The sequence below is a fragment of the Pantoea sp. R13S299 genome, from assembly GCF_048515925.1.
Taxonomy (GTDB): domain Bacteria; phylum Pseudomonadota; class Gammaproteobacteria; order Enterobacterales; family Enterobacteriaceae; genus Pantoea.
This window is the reverse complement of sequence record NZ_JBLYEF010000001.1, coordinates 1693969-1710371: the sequence shown is the minus strand read 5'-3', so window position 1 is coordinate 1710371 and position 16403 is coordinate 1693969. Positions and strand designations below refer to the sequence as shown.

Sequence of the window (16403 nt, the reverse complement as noted above, 5' to 3'; positions counted from 1 at the left end):
ACGACGAACTGAGGTGTTTATGAGGTGTTCTGACGCTGTACGGCCCTTGTCAGACGGCAGTGCGCGTGATTTAACCGGATAGTTTTTTACAGGCGTCACAAAGTCTCCATTCTGACTTTGTCAGCAATAAATATGAAACGTAGATTTCATTTCAACCCTGAACTGAATATCCGGAGTTGAAATGAACAAAGTCAGAATCGGCATGATCGGCAGCGGCTATATCGGGCGCTGCCACGCGATAGCCTATGCCCAGGCCCCCACTGTATTCGCGCTGAAAGGCGAAATCGTGCGGGAGATGCTGGCCGAAGTGAATCCTGAGCTGGCGGCGCGTCAGGCGGCGACCTTTGGTTTTGCGCGCTCCACCGGTGACTGGCGGGCGCTGGTCAGCGATCCGGCAATTGATGTGGTGGATATCTGCGCCCCTAACTTCCTGCACAAAGAGATGGCGCTGGAGGCGATACGCCATGGCAAGCACGTCTATTCAGAAAAGCCGCTGTCGCTGAGCGTGGCGGATGCGCGGGAGATGGTGGCGGCTGCCGAAGCTGCAGGGGTGAAAACGCTGGTTGGCTTCAACTACATGAAAAACCCCACCAGCCAGCTGGCAAAAGAGATCATTGCCAGAGGCGAGATTGGTGACGTGGTGCATTTCTACGGCACCCATAACGAGGATTACCTCGCCAGACCGGAAACGCCGCTCGACTGGCACTGCCAGAAAGCGCTGGCTGGCTTGGGTGCGCTGGGCGATCTGGCGGCGCACATCGTCAATATGGCGCACTACCTGGTCGGTGACATTGCAGAAGTCAGCGGCGACATGATGACGGTCATCACCTCACGGCCTGACCCAAAAGAACCTGCGCGGCAGTTGCCGGTAGAAAACGAAGATCAGGCCAGCGCGCTGCTTCGCTTCCATAATGGCGCACACGGCGTGATTGAAACCTCACGCATCGCCTGTGGCGCAAAAATGGGCCTGACTTACGTCGTTACCGGCACCAAAGGCACGCTGCGTTACACCCAGGAGCGCATGGCGGAGCTGGAGCTTTATCTGCATGACGATCCCGCCGGGCGGCAGGGTTTTAAAACACTTCTGACCGGGCCGGCACACCCGGATTACGCAAACTTCTGTGTTTCTGCCGGGCACGGCATCGGGTTCAACGATCAGAAAACGGTGGAGATCCGGGACCTGATTAACGGCATCGCAGCGGGCGATCGCATGTGGCCCGACTTCGCAGAGGGATTGCAGGTGCAGAAGGTGCTGGAAGCGATTGCGCATTCAGCAGAGCAGCGCCGCTGGATAGAGGTGTAGTGCAGAAGCTGAGTGAAAGAGGCTAATGCCGTTTTGTTGGTTAACGCAGGCGGGCAGGGCGGGAAGCTGTAGTTTCCCGCCCGGACCCAATCAGATCAGACCACTTTTCTCCCACCACAATTTATCCAGCGCATAGAAGCGATCGCGCTGGCTCTCGGGCTGGCTGAGATCGCGCTTCCACGGCTTCGCCAGAATATAGTGCAGGTTCTTCACCTCATCACCCTGCCACAGACCGCTGTGCTGGAACGGCAGCGTTTTTAACGCATTGTAGATATAAGAGAGCGGTTTCCAGCGATCGGCAAACACCTCATTCAGCAAATCCTGCTCCGAGAAAGGATAAGCACTGAGATCATCAATCGCGGCAATCCGTTTTTCCAGTGCGTCGAACATCGCGTTGTCGGGCTTCAGCACCAGAAAACCGCCGTTCAGGTAGTAGTCGACGCTCTCCGGGGCCTGCTCACCGCGCGCCTGCCAGGTATAGTGGCACTGCTCTGGCTGCCATTCTGGCGGATAAGAGGCAATCTGGTTCGGATTACAGCGGCAGGCGTGACAGGCAGCCAGCGGGTTATCACCCAGATCCAGGGTAAACAGCTCATCCATGTTCTGCAGCACCAGCATATCGGCATCCAGGAACACCACGCGCTGATAATCGGTCAGCTGCCAGGCGCGCAGCTTGGTCCAGACTTCACCGAACTGCGCCGAGGCGTAATGCTGATCCAGATCGTCACGCGGGTAGAGTGGCTCGACCGGTTTAATCACGCAGCCTTCATCCTGCAGAATCTGACAGTCAGCTTCTGAAATCGCCAACGTGGTCATCACCACCAGCGGCCACTGGCTCTGGCTCTCTTTCAGCGAACGGTGCAGCGCTTTCACGCCCACCAGATAGTCGGGTTGTGTTAACAGCGTTACCCAGGCAAACATAGCTTTCCTCAATCAGTCAAAAAGTGGCGTGATGTAGTCGTTCCCCAGTCGGCCCTGCGGGTCGAGCTGGCTGCGCAGGGTGCGAAAGGCATCCCACTGCGGATAGATCTCACGCCAGTTATAACGTTCTTCGTCGTAATACTTGCCCCAGTGCGGGCGTCCACCCTCTTCGGCGAGCAGTTTTTCCACTTCTGTCAGGAAGTGCAGTCCTTCCTGTGACAGCGAGCCATCGTCGGCGTAATAGACCACAAAGCCGAAAAAGCAGGTTGGCTGACCAGCAGCCGGGCTGAGCCAGGCCGATGATGCGCCGGTGCAGCGCAAAATAATCGGGTAGTGCATATGCGGACGGTTTTCTGCGTACCACTGTTTGATCCGGCGGATAATGGCCGGGGTTCTTGCCAGCGGCACGCCGATTTCCACGTTGATCTGGGGGACCGCGATGCCGCGGCAGAAGAGCTGATAAATGTCACCGGTAACATCGGTGAAGTCGCGAAAGCGGGTGACGGTGCGGAATTGTTTTCCGCCTTTGCCCTGGATCTGCGTGTCGCGGTGCATATGCGCCAGCGTCTGGTCGATGGTGTCGTTAAGACTTTCATCAACTTCACCTTCATGCTCGACCACCTGGCGACCCTGGGCTTCATAGCGCTGACGCTCTTCATCGCTCGCCTCATGGGCATTCCAGACGTGGACCAGATTGTCGTCGACAAACCACCAGGCCTTGCTCAGCGGATAGTCGTTGTTCCACTGCAGCAGATCCTCTTCCAGCGTATCGGCTGATACGGCATTTTTGTGGCAGGTGAAAATCTGAAACGGCTGAGTACGCAATGTCACCGCCGTAACAATGCCCAACGCCCCCAGCGAAACCTGTGCCGCCGGGAAGTCAGCGTCACCACGGACAAATTCGCGCACGCTGCCATCGGCCAGCACCATCCGGATGGCCAGTGCTTCATCGGCAATCGAACTCTGCTGCAAACCCTGGCCGTGCGTGCCGGTCGCCATCGCACCTGCCAGCGTCTGAATCGCAATCACACCCGGCGATGACGCCAGCATGCGGTTCATTTCGGTCAGGCTGCGATAAACCTGCTCAAGCGGGGTCGCGCCACCGAAGGTCACGCTCTGCTCATCACTGGCGAGCTGGCCGCTCAGTGCGCTGAGATCGAGCAGCACATCGTCATCGGCGACATGCAGCATCCGGCCGGGCGACAGCTTGCTGCCGATCACCCGAATCCTGCCGCGTGACTCGCGGAGAAGTTTTTGTAGTTCCGCTTCGCTGGCGGGACGCTGAACCTGCTGACGGCTGCCAATTTGCGCATTCTGCGCCCAGTTCCACAGCGCATCATCATTGGGTTCAACATGGGTCTGGCGAAGCGGATAGAGGCGTGCGTCTCTGCTCACAACAGCATTCCTTATTATTGCATTTTAATGACAGGTTTAACTAAGCGTAGACTATTGCTAAGCGGAGCCGGGCCTGCGGGCATTTATTTGCGGATATAGCGTAACGTTGCGGTGACAGCGAGCTGACGATTGCGGCGGATACTCTCTGCTTCGCTCTTATCAGGGCTGAACAGAGCGTTGAAGGTATAGCGGTTTGAAACGTGATGAACGCAGATACTGCTGATCAGGCGATGGACATCGATGGTCTGCACCTCGGCAGTGAACACGCCCTGTTGCTGACCGCGTGCCAGAATGTCATCCAGCAGATCCAGCGCGCTGCGGTTCAGCGCTTTGATCTGCGGCGACTGGGTGATGTAGCGACCACGCAACAGGTTCTCACTACACACCAGCCGGATAAAATCGGGATGCTCGACGTGGTAATCAAAGCTGGCTTCCACCAGCCGCGTCATGGCCAGTTCCGGCTCCATCGCCGCCAGGTTCAGGCCCGTTTCATGCAGACGTATCTGCTGATAAACCTGCTCCAGCACCTCGATATAAAGCTGCTCTTTACTGCCAAAGTGATAGACCACCATCCGCTTCGTGGTCTGCGCATGCTCAGCGATCTGCTCAAGCCTGGCTCCCTGCATACCAAACTCAGCAAAGGCTTTCAGTGCGCCTGCAATAATGCGTTTCTTCAGCCCTTCAGGGTCATTTTTACGTTTTGTGAATTCTGACATGGTGCTCAATAAGGTGATTTTGACCAGGGAATGTTAGCACAGTGTTGAGAGACTGCCCGCAACCGCGGGCGCGGCAAATGCGGCAACCTGGCACACTCCGGACGATTGCAGGTATAATCCCGGACATTATTTCACAGGTTCAGAGACGACAATGACAAAACTCACCTTGCAAGAGCAGATGCTGAAAGCGGGATTAGTATCCAGCAAGAAGATGGACAAGGTTCAGCGGACCGCCAAGAAATCCAGGGTTCAGGCACGCGAAGCCAGAGCAGCAGTGGAAGATAACAAAAAAGCGCAGCTTGAGCGTGATAAGCAGCTGAACGAGCAGCAGAAGCTGGCTGTACTGTCGAAAGAGTACAAAGCACAGGTCAAACAGCTGATTGAAATGAACAAAATTGCCGTGGAGAGAGGCAACATCAGCTTCAACTTCACCGACAATAACCTGATTAAAAAGATCATGGTGGATAAGCCGACGCAGACTCAGCTGATCAATGGCCGTCTCGCCATTGCCCGCCTGGCAGCTGACGCGAATGGTGAGAACCAGTACGCCATCATCCCGGCCAGCGTGGCGGATAAAATTGCCCAGCGCGATGCCAGCGCCATCGTCTTAAACAGCGCATTAAGCGAAGAAGCTCAGGACGAAGATGATCCTTATGCTGATTTCAAAGTGCCAGATGATTTAATGTGGTAATGACGCGTTGACGCATTCAGAACGGGCTGGCGGCAGATACTGTGAGCGTCTCGCCGCTGACAGGATGAACAAACCGCAGCTCGCTGGCGTGCAGCATCAGTCTCTCTGCCTGCTTCGCGCCAGGCAGTAACAGCCCGCCATAAAGATCACAGCCCAGAATCGGGTACCCCAGTTGCTGACAGTGAATGCGCAACTGATGGGTGCGCCCGGTCTCTGGCGTCAGTTCAACCCGCGTTACCGGCAACACCTCTCCCTCTTTCCCCTGATAATCACTGCGTTCAATGACCCGATAGCGCGATCGCGCGGGTTTGCCCTGGATCGCGCATATCACCATGCGGGGAAACTGCGCCGGATCTTTGGCTATCGCGGCATCAATGATCCCCGAGTCATCGGCAAGGTGTCCGCACAGCAGTGCCTGATAGGTTTTGTTCACACTGCGCTGGCTGAACTGCTGGCAGAGTGCGGCGTTAATCGCCTTGTTGCGTGCGACGACCATCAGTCCGGAGGTGCCAAAATCGAGCCGATGAACCAGCGTGCAGCCAGGAAAAAGCTTCACCAGCCGATGATGCACTGAATCGAGGTTTTGTGGATTTTTGCCGGACAGGCTCAGCAGCCCGCTGGGTTTATTGATCACCAGCAGATGCTCGTCCTCAAAGAGAAGGGCGATCTCATCAAAGCAGGGTGGGGCGATAAACGTATCGATAATGGCAGACATCGGGCAACCAGCAGGAAAAGGGCAGAGGATCATAACCGATTGCCTGGTCAGAGACGACGTCGGGCCAGGCAATTATTCTTCAGTAATGGCTTCGCCGCTTTGCGTGGAGAGTGACTGGCTGGCCTGATGCGTTGCGAATCCACCATGGGCAGCAAATACTGAGCATACCGTCGCAGCTAACAACGTGAGAAGAACAGAGAGTTTCATGGTGGCATCCCGTGCTGAAAAGACCTGCCAGTCTGGCAGGAAGGATGGCAGAGACAAACAGAACAATCCGGAAAAAAACATTTAGTACATTCGATCAGAAGGTTGCGCGATTTTTAGTGATTAATTCGGGCAGGTCTCGTTTTTATGACTACAGTCTCTGGTGAGGTTGTCATCAATTCGTACCAAATGGAGGATTTTCTGTGTTATTTCAAAACGACGAGAAAGGCCACGTCATTATTGGCGAAGCGGCACTAAGCCTTGCCCTGGGTGAGAAAGAAATCAGTATCGCATCACTTTTTACCCAACTGGGTTTTATGGCTAAATCTGAACGCAACGCGGATCGGCTGACGAAAATCTCCGAAGCCAGAAGCTGGCTGAGTAGTTTTAAGTCACCGTCGGTTGCTCAAAAGCAGGTGCCGTACCTGCAGACTCTTGCAGGCCTGAACGAAGAACTGAACTAGCAGTAAGTGAACTGACGCCAGTGGACGTAGTCCGGCTCCGGCCGGAAAACGACGAAGCGGACGACCTCAACGGTTGCGCGAAAGCGTATACCGGCCGGAGAAAATGTCAGGGACGACACTTCTCTCGCCATCGCGACTCTTTTCCTCTCCCTTCTGAGAACCTGCCTGGCTATAAACAAAAATCAGGCGCGAGCCGGATCGTTCCGGGCATCAAACGAATCTTGTCATACAGCCAGCCTGGTTAAAACCAGGCTGGCTGTATCAGCATTCAGACCAGATTAACGCCTCGCAGACCGTTAAAAGCTTTCCCAGCTGGCGTCTGCGGATGCCGTAACCGGCATCGCGGGCACTGAACGTGGTGCCTGGACAGGAGCAGCCCGGTTTTGGCCTGGAGAGAGACGGAAAACGGCCACCGTTTTTTCCAGTTCGTCTGCCTGAGATTCCAGTGAACTGGCGGCGGCGGAAGACTCTTCAACCAGCGCGGCATTCTGTTGCGTAGTGGTATCCATCTCAGCCATTGCCGTCGCAATCTGAGAAATGCCGCGGTTTTGCTCGTCGGATGCGGCAGCAATCTCGCCCATAATGTCCTTAACCTGACTGACAGAGCGAACGATATCATCCATGGTGCTACCGGCGCGTTCCACAAACTCAGAACCGTCATGAACCCGGTCCAGTGACTCGCGAATCAGCGTTTCAATCTCTTTGGCGGCCAGCGAACTGCGCTGGGCCAGATTTCTGACTTCCCCGGCAACGACTGCAAACCCGCGACCCTGTTCACCGGCACGAGCCGCTTCAACCGCGGCATTTAATGCCAGAATATTGGTCTGGAAGGAAATGCCATTTATCACATTAATGATTTCGCCGATCTTACCGGAGCTTTGACTGATATTGTTCATCGTCACGATAACGTCACGAATAATCTCACCCCCGCGTCCGGCATTCACCGACGCATCGGTCGCCAGCTGACTCGCATGATGGGCGTTCTCCGCATTCTGTTTCACCGTAGACGACAGTTCTTCCATACTGGCAGCCGTCTGAACCACGGCAGCAGACTGCTGCTCGGTGCGGGAAGACAGGTCGGTATTACCCGCAGCGATTTCCGCCGAAGCGCGCGCCACACTGCTGACACCATCACGCACGTTGGTGATGATGTTCTGCAGACTACTGTTCATCGCATCTACCGCCTGCATTAGCTGGCCTAACTCATCACCACGCGTGGTGTTCAGGGTGGTGGTTAAATCACCGCTGGCAATACGTTGCGCGGCGTTAAGCGTCTCTTTCAATGGCAGCGTAATGTTGCGGGTAATCCGCCAGGCAATCAGCAGACTCAGGATGACGCAGGTCAGTGCGGCAAACGCAATGCGCCACTCCGCCTGTTTGATAAATTCAGCGGAGAGCTGGGACTGGAAGGCAAAGGTATCAGATACCGCCGCATTGAGGCGCTCCGCCGTGGTGCTCAGGCTCGCAGATTCCCCTTTTTCTTTCTCTGAAGCATCAACATAAAGCGTCAACGGTTCGCGCTGCTGCGCCAGAGTGCTGATTACATTCCGCGTGACCTCATTGATAGCTGGCTGAGCGAAACCGTCCAGCTGCTCACTCAGGGTGGTGATCGCAGTGTATTCCTCAATAACTGCATTTCTGCTTGCCTCAGACGGCTTATCGAGAAACGCTTTTTCAACATTGGTTGCATCAAACAGCGCAGCGGCCATGTGCATGACCGGCAGCGCCGCATCGGGTGCCAGAGCCATATCGAGTGATTCAAACTGATGCGCAAGAGCAATCAGGGCGCCCGGTTTAATGGCATCAAAGGCAGCAGATGTCGCCTCAGCAGACGCCACGAACTTCTCACGCTGGTTCTTATACTCGTTAAGTAACTGACCAATCAGCGCGACTTTCTGCTGACCAATCTCATCCCATTTGAATCCATCCAGGCGGTTATAAAGGGCATCTAACTCTTTCAGGGCCTGAACATTCTGCGAGGCAAATTTAGGATCTTTGGTGTACTGGTACAGGGTGCGATTAAGGCGGGCCTTGCTTAAGGTGTTGACCATCTCCACGGTAATAGTGCGCCGGGCCGAGTTGTCTTTAATACTGCGGAAACAATCGAAAGCGATAACGGTAATGGCAAGGGAGGCAGCGATGACGATGATAAAACCGACGCCCAGTTTTTTTCCGATTTTAATATTGGAGATGCGTTGAGCAAGACCCATGAGGTTCACCTTTAATGAGGTATCAGAAGCAGAGAAAAAGCACTAAATAATTCCAAAGATGATCTTCTTATCGTCAGGGTAAAATTAATCTTTAAAGTTATTTCAGATTGTGTCACGGAATAATTAATTAGATGTATATTGTTTTTGATGGTAATTATCTGGCTGCTAACATTTGACTAATTTATGGCTAAGTCATTGAGTAAAATTAGTTAATATAAGTTAAGTAATGTTTTGTAAAATTAATTATCATTTATTGATATTGATCAAAGTTATGACGGTGAAAGCATGAGTGGAGCAGAGAGACTATTTTAAAGTGATGAATATGCAGGTGGTGTAAATTGAAATAAGCTTCAATCTGAGCGACTAATTAATTTCCTGACATGAGAGGAAAGCCTGAAAATTCAGAAGAGAGAGGGCTAGTCGAACTGAAATCGCACCTCACCTATAAAAAATTTATCGCTTAATCAATGCTACCGATCCCGATCTGCATCCGATAGAGTAGAAGTCCGACTCTAAATGTTGAGCACAGCCAATGCCAGATTACTGTTTCTATACGCAGGGAAAACAGACCGTTGTCGTGGCAAGATCGGATGTGAACCGCGCCACTCATCTTCTGGTGCAGGGGTATACAAAAGAGGCTGAGGAAGTGTACGCCGTTCATGAAAAGCAGGCCGCCGCGCGCTTTACAGATATAAGAAAAAACGATGCGATTGATCGACATAACTTTCTGGCAGGTGCAGGCACAATGCCGTGGATTGGGGTGCTCACAGCGCTGGCTGCTTTTCTCTTCTGGCGTAAAAAATAGTCCTGATTTTTTACCTCTGCCGACGCTCAGTAACGTACGGTGCCGTTGTAAAAGATGCGATGCGTCCAGGCAGTAATCATTCTTCACTGACCCGGTAACGTAAATGCCCATTCGGCTGAGCCTGAACGGGTTTTTTTATTCGCATCCGAATTATTCACCTCATTAGCCCGAACAAATTCAGCGACAGCTCGCTAATCCGTGCAGGTTTAGTGCGTGTCATCATATAGTGAACGGAACCCCTCTCTCGCATTTCATCAAACACCCATGCATTCCACATTCCGCCGCATCACACTCCATTATAGCTTTACGACTATATAGTATTAGAGCTATATTAATAAGGAGATCCCGTGTGGATGATTAAAACGACGGAGCGGTTTGATTGCTGGTTTACCTTGCTTAATGACAGTGACCGCGCCTGCGTGCTTCCGGTTGCCGACCGGGAATTCACACACTGGCTAAAGAGCTTTAACCATAAGGAGTAACGTGATGGGCAGAACGCTGGAACAGCTCATAGCGGATGAAAAACCGGAAGTCGTTGCGGAAGCAAAGGCAATGGCGACAGAAATCCTGCTCAATATTCACCTTGCCGAACTGCGTGAGAAAGTGCAGAAAACGCAGGTGGAAATGGCGCAGGCGCTGGGCATCACACAGCCTACTGTAGCGGGCATGGAGAAGCCGGGGCGTGACCTGAAGCTTTCTACGTTGAAACGCTACGTCGATGCGGCAGGAGGTAAGCTGCGACTGGTGGTGGAGCTACCAGACGGCTCGCACTACGGGTTCATGGAGTAGGCCACTCAGGCGGAAAAGCGCTCCCGCCGTGACCGACAAGTTAAATGCAAAAAGCCCGCTCAGGTTTCCCTGAGCGGGCTTTTCTAATTCTGGCTCCTCTGACTGGACTCGAACCAGTGACATACGGATTAACAGTCCGCCGTTCTACCGACTGAACTACAGAGGAATCGCTTGAACGGGGCGAATATTAGCGGCGCTGATCCCGCTTGTCAAAGCCCTGTTTACTGAATTGCGTTCAGATGCTCGTAAAAGCAGCGGATTGGTGATTTTTACCTGATTCTGATGGATTTTCAAACTGCCAGCAGGATCTCACTTTGCGGGCATTTCTCAGTAGATGTTAGAGGCATGTCAAAGTTTTGTTATTTGCCGATGTTAAAACAATCGTTTCAGTGCTTTTATGATAAAAATTTCAAAACGAGATTATATGGAATAAATAAACTGCTTATCATCACGGTCGTCATCATTGTCCGGAAGTGAAACAGCATTTTGAAACTAACTGTTTGTAGATCAAGTGATTGTGAAAAGGAGTGGTCGATCACAAAAATAGCCAGAACCTGAAGACTTACCTCAAATTTCCCGAAACAGACGCCAGACAGGCTGGGTGAATGTAAAAGATATTTTTCATTCGCGGTCACAGCCGCTGAGCAAGTTAACAAATAAGAAGGGTCCCTATGAACATTAAAAAAACGATTGTCGCCTCACTGTTAGCCTGCATGTTACCTGCCGCAGCAATGGCAAAAGATATCTCGGTTGGCGTCTCGATGGCGCTGTTTGATGACAACTTCCTGACGATTCTGCGTACCTCAATGCAGAAAGAGATGCAGAAAGATGGCGTCAAAGGACAGGTTGAGGATGCAAAGGGCGACGTTTCACAGCAGCTGCAGCAGGTTCAGAACTTTATCGGTCAGGGTGTTGATGCGCTGATCGTTAACCCGGTCGACACCAACGCGGTGAAACCGATTATGGATCAGGCGAGCAAAGCGGGTATCCCGCTGATCTTCGTGAACCGCCGTCCAGGCGCTGAGCTGACGGGCAAAATGGCCTATGTCGGTTCCGATTCAGAACTGGCCGGACGCTTACAGATGGAAGCGCTGGCTAAAGCGATGAACGGCAAAGGCAACGTCGCCATCCTGATGGGTGACCTGGCGAACGAAGCCACCCGCGACCGTACCAAAGGCGTGGAAGAAGTCGCGGCTAAATTCCCTGGCATCAAAATCGTGCAGAAACAGACGGCCAAATTTACCCGTAACGACGCGGTGGATGTCGTCAGTAACTGGATGACGGCCGGCGATCAGATCAATGCCATTGCCTCAAACAACGATGAAATGGCGATCGGTGCGCTGCAGGCGCTGGGTAAAAACCCGGACAAAATCCTGATTGCTGGCGTCGATGGCACCCCGGATGCGCTGCAGATGCTGAAGCAGGGCAAGATGGTCGCCACGGTGTTCCAGGATGCGCAGGGCCAGGGTGAAGGTGCGGTGCAGACGGCGATCAAACTGGTTAAAGGCGAGAAAGTGCAGAAAATCATCAATATCCCTTACCAGCTGATTACCAAAGATAACATGGAACAGTTTGCCAATCGTAACCTGAAATAATCGTTCCCGACCCAGCTGTACGGAGGTGATGTATGACCGCGTTTGCGCTTGAAGCCGAAGGCATCAGCAAGTTCTTCCCCGGCGTTAAAGCCCTCGACAATGTGTCATTGCGGGTGCGTCCGGGAACGGTACATGCCTTGATGGGCGAAAATGGCGCGGGCAAATCCACTTTAATGAAGTGCCTTATCGGGATGTATCGTCCCGATAAGGGCACCATCAAAATTAAAGGGGAGCCAGTGCAGTTTCAGGACACCATGGACGCGTTGCGTTCCGGCATTTCAATGATCCACCAGGAACTCAACCTGGTGCCTTACATGACCGTCGCCGAGAATATCTGGCTGGGTCGTGAGCCGATGAAGTTTGGTTTTGTCGATCACGGCCGACTGAATCAGAAGACGCAGGAACTGCTCAACCGTCTGAATATTCGTCTGAAAGCCGATCGGATGGTGGGCGAGCTGAGCATTGCCTCACAGCAGATGGTCGAGATTGCCAAAGCAGTCTCCTGGGATTCAGACATCGTCATCATGGATGAGCCGACCTCCGCGCTGACCGAAACCGAAGTCGCGCATCTGTTTACCATCATTCGTGACCTGCGGGAGCAGGGCAAAGCAATCATCTACATCAGCCACAAGATGGATGAAATTTTCAATATCACTGATGAAGTCAGTATCTTCCGCGACGGCGCCTGGATCGCCAGCGATCAGACGGCGAAATATACCCGCCAGTCGCTGATTACCCAGATGGTTGGTCGCGAGCTGACCCAGCTGTTCCCGAAATTCAACAGCGCCATCGGGGAAGAGGTGCTGACGGTTCGCAATCTCACCTGCAAAGATCGTTTCACCGATGTCAGTTTCAGTGTGCGTCGGGGTGAAATCCTCGGCGTCGCCGGACTGGTGGGTGCTGGTCGCAGCGAGGTGATGGAGAGCCTGTTCGGCATGGAGAGCTTCGACAGCGGTGAGATCCTAATTGATGGCGTGCCAGTGACGATCGACTCACCTTCAACGGCGATTGAAAAGGGCATGGCGTTTCTCACCGAGGACCGTAAAAAGTCCGGGCTGTTCCTGGTGCTGTCGGTGATGGAGAACATGAGCATCGTCAATATGCCGGAGTACAGCGGCAAAAGCGGTTTTGTCAGCCATGTGAAGATGGCGCAGGACTGCATGGACCAAATCCGTCGGCTCAATATCAAAACGCCGACCATGGATCAGATCATCAATAACCTCAGCGGCGGTAATCAGCAGAAGGTTCTGATTGCCCGCTGGCTGCTGGCGCAACCGAAGATTCTGATTCTGGACGAACCGACGCGAGGTATTGACGTCGGTGCAAAAGCGGAGATTTACCGCTTGATCAGTGAACTTGCCAACCGTGGCGTGGCTATCATCATGGTCTCTTCTGAATTGCCGGAAATCCTTGGCATGAGTGACCGGGTGATGGTGATGCACGGCGGGCGTATAACCGGCATCCTCGATAAAGAAGAAGCCGATCAGGAAACCATTCTGTCGTTGGCATCCGAGTGAGGCGCGAGACCACTATGAGCAATATGAAAGCTACTGCCACCCCGGCAGCCCCGCAGCAACCCTCTTTTTTTGCCAGCCTGCGTCATAAATTGCCGAAAGATACCGGCATTTTCGTGGTGATGGTGGGGATTGCGTTAATTTTTGAAATGTTTGGCTGGTACGTGCGTGACCAGTCTTTCCTGCTCAACACCAACCGTCTGATCCTGATTGTCCTGCAGGTGGCGATTATCGGGATCATCGCCGTTGGCGTGACCCAGGTCATTATCACCACCGGCATCGACCTCTCCTCCGGTTCCGTAATCGCCCTGGCGGCGGTCGTCGCGGCGAGCCTGGCGCAGACTTCTGACAGCCTGTCACCGATGTATCCGTCGCTGGTGAATATGCCTGCGGTGATCCCTATCGCGGCCGGTATCGGCGTCGGTTTGCTGGCGGGTGTGGTCAATGGTGTGCTGATTACCCGCACCGGTATTCCGCCATTCATCGCCACGCTGGGCATGATGGTGTCGGCACGCGGTCTGGCGCAGTATTACACCCAGGGTAATCCTATCAGCTTCCTGTCCGACGGCTTTACTTCAATCGGACAGGGCGCAATGCCGGTGGTGATTTTCCTGGTGGTGGCACTGCTGTTCCACATCGCCCTGAAACATACCCGCTACGGTAAATATGTTTACGCCATCGGCGGCAACATGACCTCGGCGAAAGTGTCCGGTATCAACGTTAACAAGTATCTGATCATCGTCTACACCATTGCCGGTGCGCTCTCTGGCCTGGCGGGTGTGGTACTGGCGGCGCGTGTCAGCAGCGGCCAGTCGAGCATGGGGATGTCCTACGAGCTGGATGCGATTGCCGCAGCCGTTATCGGCGGCAGCAGCCTGATGGGCGGCGTGGGACGTATCACCGGCACATTAATTGGCGCAGTCATCCTCGGCCTGATCAAAAGCGGCTTCACCTTTGTGGGTGTCGATGCGTACATTCAGGACATTATCAAAGGGATGATCATCGTGGCTGCGGTCTCTATCGATATGCACCGTAACCGCAAAAAACGTTAATCAGCAGGCGTTGCCTTCTTCCGCATGCGGGAGAGGGCAACGGTTGCTTTTTCCCTCTTATATCCGCCAGCAATAAGAAATCCCGCTGATAGCGGTTACATCTTCAACCCCCTCTGTCACGCTTCGCTTCAGGCCCGGTAAGCCTTCATCGGGTGCAAAGCGTTTCCACTGCACTAAAACTGTACAGCCTGTCATCACTTTTCTGCACGTCTGACTCGCAGCGTCTGCACTGTCACAGTGCGCCTGGCCCTGTCACCCTGGCTGTTCAGGCATTCCTGATGCTTATTAACCCTTAAGAGGTAATCAGAAACGCTTATTTTCCGGGCCGTTAGGAAAAATCTGGCGGTTGGCTGGCGGGAGTCGTTTAAACCTGGCCTGCATCTTGCAAAATCTCTGTTATCAGGGCGATGGGATCAGACCCATTTCGCTATTCGGGGTGAGTGACGGAGGCAAGATGAATTTAAGACGACTGAAGTACTTTGTGAAAATCGTCGATATCGGCAGTCTGACGCAGGCAGCCGAAGTGCTGCACATCGCACAGCCTGCACTCAGTCAGCAGGTCGCGACGCTGGAGAATGAGCTGGATCAGCAGTTACTGATTCGCACCAAGCGCGGCGTCACGCCAACGGAAGCCGGTAAGATTCTCTATGGCCATGCGCGCACCATTCTGCGCCAGTGTGAGCAGGCTCAGACGGCGGTGATCAATGCCGGTCAGGTGTTGAGCGGTCAGGTGTCGATTGGTCTGGCACCGGGCACAGCGGCATCCTCGCTGACCATGCCGCTGCTGCAGACCGTCCGCGATCAGTTTCCGGAAGTGCTGGTCTACCTGCACGAAAACAGTGGCAGCGTGCTGAATGAGAAAGTGATGAGCGGTCAGCTGGATATGGCGGTGCTGTACGATCGCGCACCCACTGCCGGCATCAATAGCATGCCGCTGATGAAAGAGGATCTCTTCCTGGTCGGTGCCACCGATTATCCGGGTGCCAGCGTCGATCTGGCCGATGTCGCGCAGATGAGTCTGTTCCTGCCGCGCGACTACAGTGCCGTGCGCAAGCGCGTTGATGAGGCATTTTCACTGCGTCGCCTGAGCGCGCGCATCATCGGTGAGATCGAATCGATTTCAACCCTGACCTCCGCCATTTCCAGCGGCATGGGTGTCACCGTATTACCCGAATCCGCCGCCCGCTCGCTGGTGGGTTCGACGGATGCCTGGATGTCACGCATCAACAGTCCGTCACTGAGTCTGCCGCTGTCGCTGAACATCTCCGCCCGGTTACCGCTGTCGCCTTCTGCACAGGCCGTGAAAAATATTCTGCTGTCGCTGCTGAATAAGCCGTTGAGTGAAGAGAGGGAGTTGATGTTAGTGGGGTAAAGGGGGGCGCTTGCAGCGGGCTTGCTATGAGAAGGTTACGCCCGCCAGGCGGTGAGGAGTTTCAGGTTCTCCGTGCAGGCGGACGCGTCAAGGGGCGGACGCCCGCCCCTTAACAATCCCGGCGTCCGGCTGCCTCCGCGCCCCGCTCTGCGGGGTCCCTTCGTCACGCCCTGCGGCCCGCGGACCGTCCGGACTCGCCATCCCTGGCTCGTGCCGTCCTTTCGCCGACGTCCTGTCGGCTCATCCTCGCCTCCGGTTGTTCCTCAGCGCTTCGGATGCCTCTGACAAACCCCGCCTTTAATATCTCTGTTTTTCCTGAATGAAGTGTTGTCTGCTCGCATGAGCGCCAAAGCCAGTTTCGGAAACTTCCAGCGACACTCAATCAACATTAATAATAAGAGATAAAAGCGGGCGAGGGAGGCCGTCAGAGCCGCTGAGGGGATGAGGGATTTCAGGACGAGCGACAGGGATGTCGCGAAGAGGCGGGTTCGCGCCAGGGATGGCGCGTCCCGGCGGTCCGTGAGAAATCCTGAAGAAGCGAAGGGACCGCGAAGCGGCGGTGAAGCAGGCCGGAGCCCGGGGTCAAGGGGGCGCGGCGACTGGCGCCCCCTTGTTGGTCGCCTGCAGAGGCGTTACTGAAACTGCCCAACCCGCCAG

The 16403-nt window shown here is 54.1% G+C and carries 15 protein-coding genes and 1 tRNA gene; 9 read left to right on the top strand and 7 right to left on the bottom strand.

The annotated features are described in order from the left end of the window. The first annotated feature begins 181 nt into the window (after positions 1 to 181). Entirely contained in the window at positions 182 to 1303 is a 1122-nt protein-coding gene (locus ACN1CO_RS08320; RefSeq protein ID WP_419138569.1) for a Gfo/Idh/MocA family protein, read from the top strand. A 90-nt stretch (positions 1304 to 1393) separates the two neighbouring features. Here ACN1CO_RS08320 and ACN1CO_RS08315 read toward each other — a convergent pair whose 3' ends face one another. From ACN1CO_RS08315 to ACN1CO_RS08305, 3 genes are all read right to left on the bottom strand, one after another. Continuing rightward, positions 1394 to 2224, bottom strand: a complete 831-nt coding sequence (locus ACN1CO_RS08315; RefSeq protein ID WP_419138568.1) for a glycosyltransferase family 8 protein — start codon at positions 2222 to 2224, stop codon at positions 1394 to 1396. Positions 2225 to 2236: 12 nt separating this feature from the next. Continuing rightward, positions 2237 to 3619, bottom strand: coding sequence for a D-arabinono-1,4-lactone oxidase (locus ACN1CO_RS08310; protein WP_419138567.1), 1383 nt, complete (start codon positions 3617 to 3619; stop codon positions 2237 to 2239). An 83-nt stretch (positions 3620 to 3702) separates the two neighbouring features. Further along, a complete protein-coding gene (locus tag ACN1CO_RS08305; RefSeq protein ID WP_419138566.1) occupies positions 3703 to 4335 on the bottom strand; it encodes a TetR family transcriptional regulator in 633 nt (210 codons plus the stop codon). 151 nt (positions 4336 to 4486) lie between these two features. On the opposite strand from ACN1CO_RS08305, the gene ACN1CO_RS08300 reads away from it, so the two are divergent. Continuing rightward, complete coding sequence (locus ACN1CO_RS08300) at positions 4487 to 5026, top strand: DUF2058 domain-containing protein (protein WP_419138565.1); 540 nt, start codon at positions 4487 to 4489, stop codon at positions 5024 to 5026. 16 nt (positions 5027 to 5042) lie between these two features. Here ACN1CO_RS08300 and ACN1CO_RS08295 read toward each other — a convergent pair whose 3' ends face one another. Together ACN1CO_RS08295 and ACN1CO_RS08290 are read right to left on the bottom strand one after the other, a co-directional pair. Beyond that, the gene (locus ACN1CO_RS08295; RefSeq protein ID WP_419138564.1) at positions 5043 to 5741 is read right to left on the bottom strand and encodes an RluA family pseudouridine synthase; all 699 of its coding nucleotides are present in this window, start codon (positions 5739 to 5741) and stop codon (positions 5043 to 5045) included. A gap of 72 nt (positions 5742 to 5813) precedes the next feature. Further along, the gene (locus ACN1CO_RS08290; protein ID WP_419138563.1) at positions 5814 to 5948 is read right to left on the bottom strand and encodes a hypothetical protein; all 135 of its coding nucleotides are present in this window, start codon (positions 5946 to 5948) and stop codon (positions 5814 to 5816) included. A gap of 200 nt (positions 5949 to 6148) precedes the next feature. Between ACN1CO_RS08290 and ACN1CO_RS08285 the strand changes: the two genes are divergently transcribed. Continuing rightward, positions 6149 to 6409: a hypothetical protein gene (locus ACN1CO_RS08285; RefSeq protein WP_419138562.1), complete on the top strand. Its 261-nt coding sequence runs from the start codon at positions 6149 to 6151 to the stop codon at positions 6407 to 6409. 296 nt (positions 6410 to 6705) lie between these two features. Here the strand turns inward: ACN1CO_RS08285 and ACN1CO_RS08280 are convergent, their stop codons facing one another. Continuing rightward, entirely contained in the window at positions 6706 to 8619 is a 1914-nt protein-coding gene (locus tag ACN1CO_RS08280) for a methyl-accepting chemotaxis protein (RefSeq protein WP_419138561.1), read from the bottom strand. 532 nt (positions 8620 to 9151) lie between these two features. Between ACN1CO_RS08280 and ACN1CO_RS08275 the strand changes: the two genes are divergently transcribed. After that, positions 9152 to 9424 (top strand): hypothetical protein, encoded by a 273-nt coding sequence (locus tag ACN1CO_RS08275; protein WP_419138560.1) that lies wholly within the window; start codon positions 9152 to 9154, stop codon positions 9422 to 9424. Between the two features lie 486 nt (positions 9425 to 9910). Then, the gene (locus ACN1CO_RS08270; protein ID WP_419138559.1) at positions 9911 to 10213 is read left to right on the top strand and encodes a helix-turn-helix domain-containing protein; all 303 of its coding nucleotides are present in this window, start codon (positions 9911 to 9913) and stop codon (positions 10211 to 10213) included. A gap of 90 nt (positions 10214 to 10303) precedes the next feature. Here ACN1CO_RS08270 and ACN1CO_RS08265 read toward each other — a convergent pair. Beyond that, positions 10304 to 10379, bottom strand: a tRNA-Asn gene (locus tag ACN1CO_RS08265). 505 nt (positions 10380 to 10884) lie between these two features. On the opposite strand from ACN1CO_RS08265, the gene ACN1CO_RS08260 reads away from it, so the two are divergent. The 4 genes from ACN1CO_RS08260 (at position 10885) to nac (ending at position 15746) form a co-directional block, all read left to right on the top strand. Continuing rightward, positions 10885 to 11808 carry a sugar ABC transporter substrate-binding protein gene (locus ACN1CO_RS08260; protein ID WP_419138558.1) on the top strand — a complete coding sequence of 308 codons (924 nt, stop codon included), beginning with the start codon at positions 10885 to 10887 and terminating at the stop codon, positions 11806 to 11808. A 32-nt stretch (positions 11809 to 11840) separates the two neighbouring features. Further along, the gene (locus ACN1CO_RS08255; RefSeq protein WP_419138557.1) at positions 11841 to 13325 is read left to right on the top strand and encodes a sugar ABC transporter ATP-binding protein; all 1485 of its coding nucleotides are present in this window, start codon (positions 11841 to 11843) and stop codon (positions 13323 to 13325) included. 23 nt (positions 13326 to 13348) lie between these two features. Further along, positions 13349 to 14374 carry an ABC transporter permease gene (locus tag ACN1CO_RS08250; RefSeq protein ID WP_170933484.1) on the top strand — a complete coding sequence of 342 codons (1026 nt, stop codon included), beginning with the start codon at positions 13349 to 13351 and terminating at the stop codon, positions 14372 to 14374. Positions 14375 to 14828: 454 nt separating this feature from the next. Then, entirely contained in the window at positions 14829 to 15746 is a 918-nt protein-coding gene (gene nac, locus ACN1CO_RS08245) for a nitrogen assimilation transcriptional regulator NAC (RefSeq protein ID WP_419138556.1), read from the top strand. Positions 15747 to 16403 lie beyond the last annotated feature (657 nt).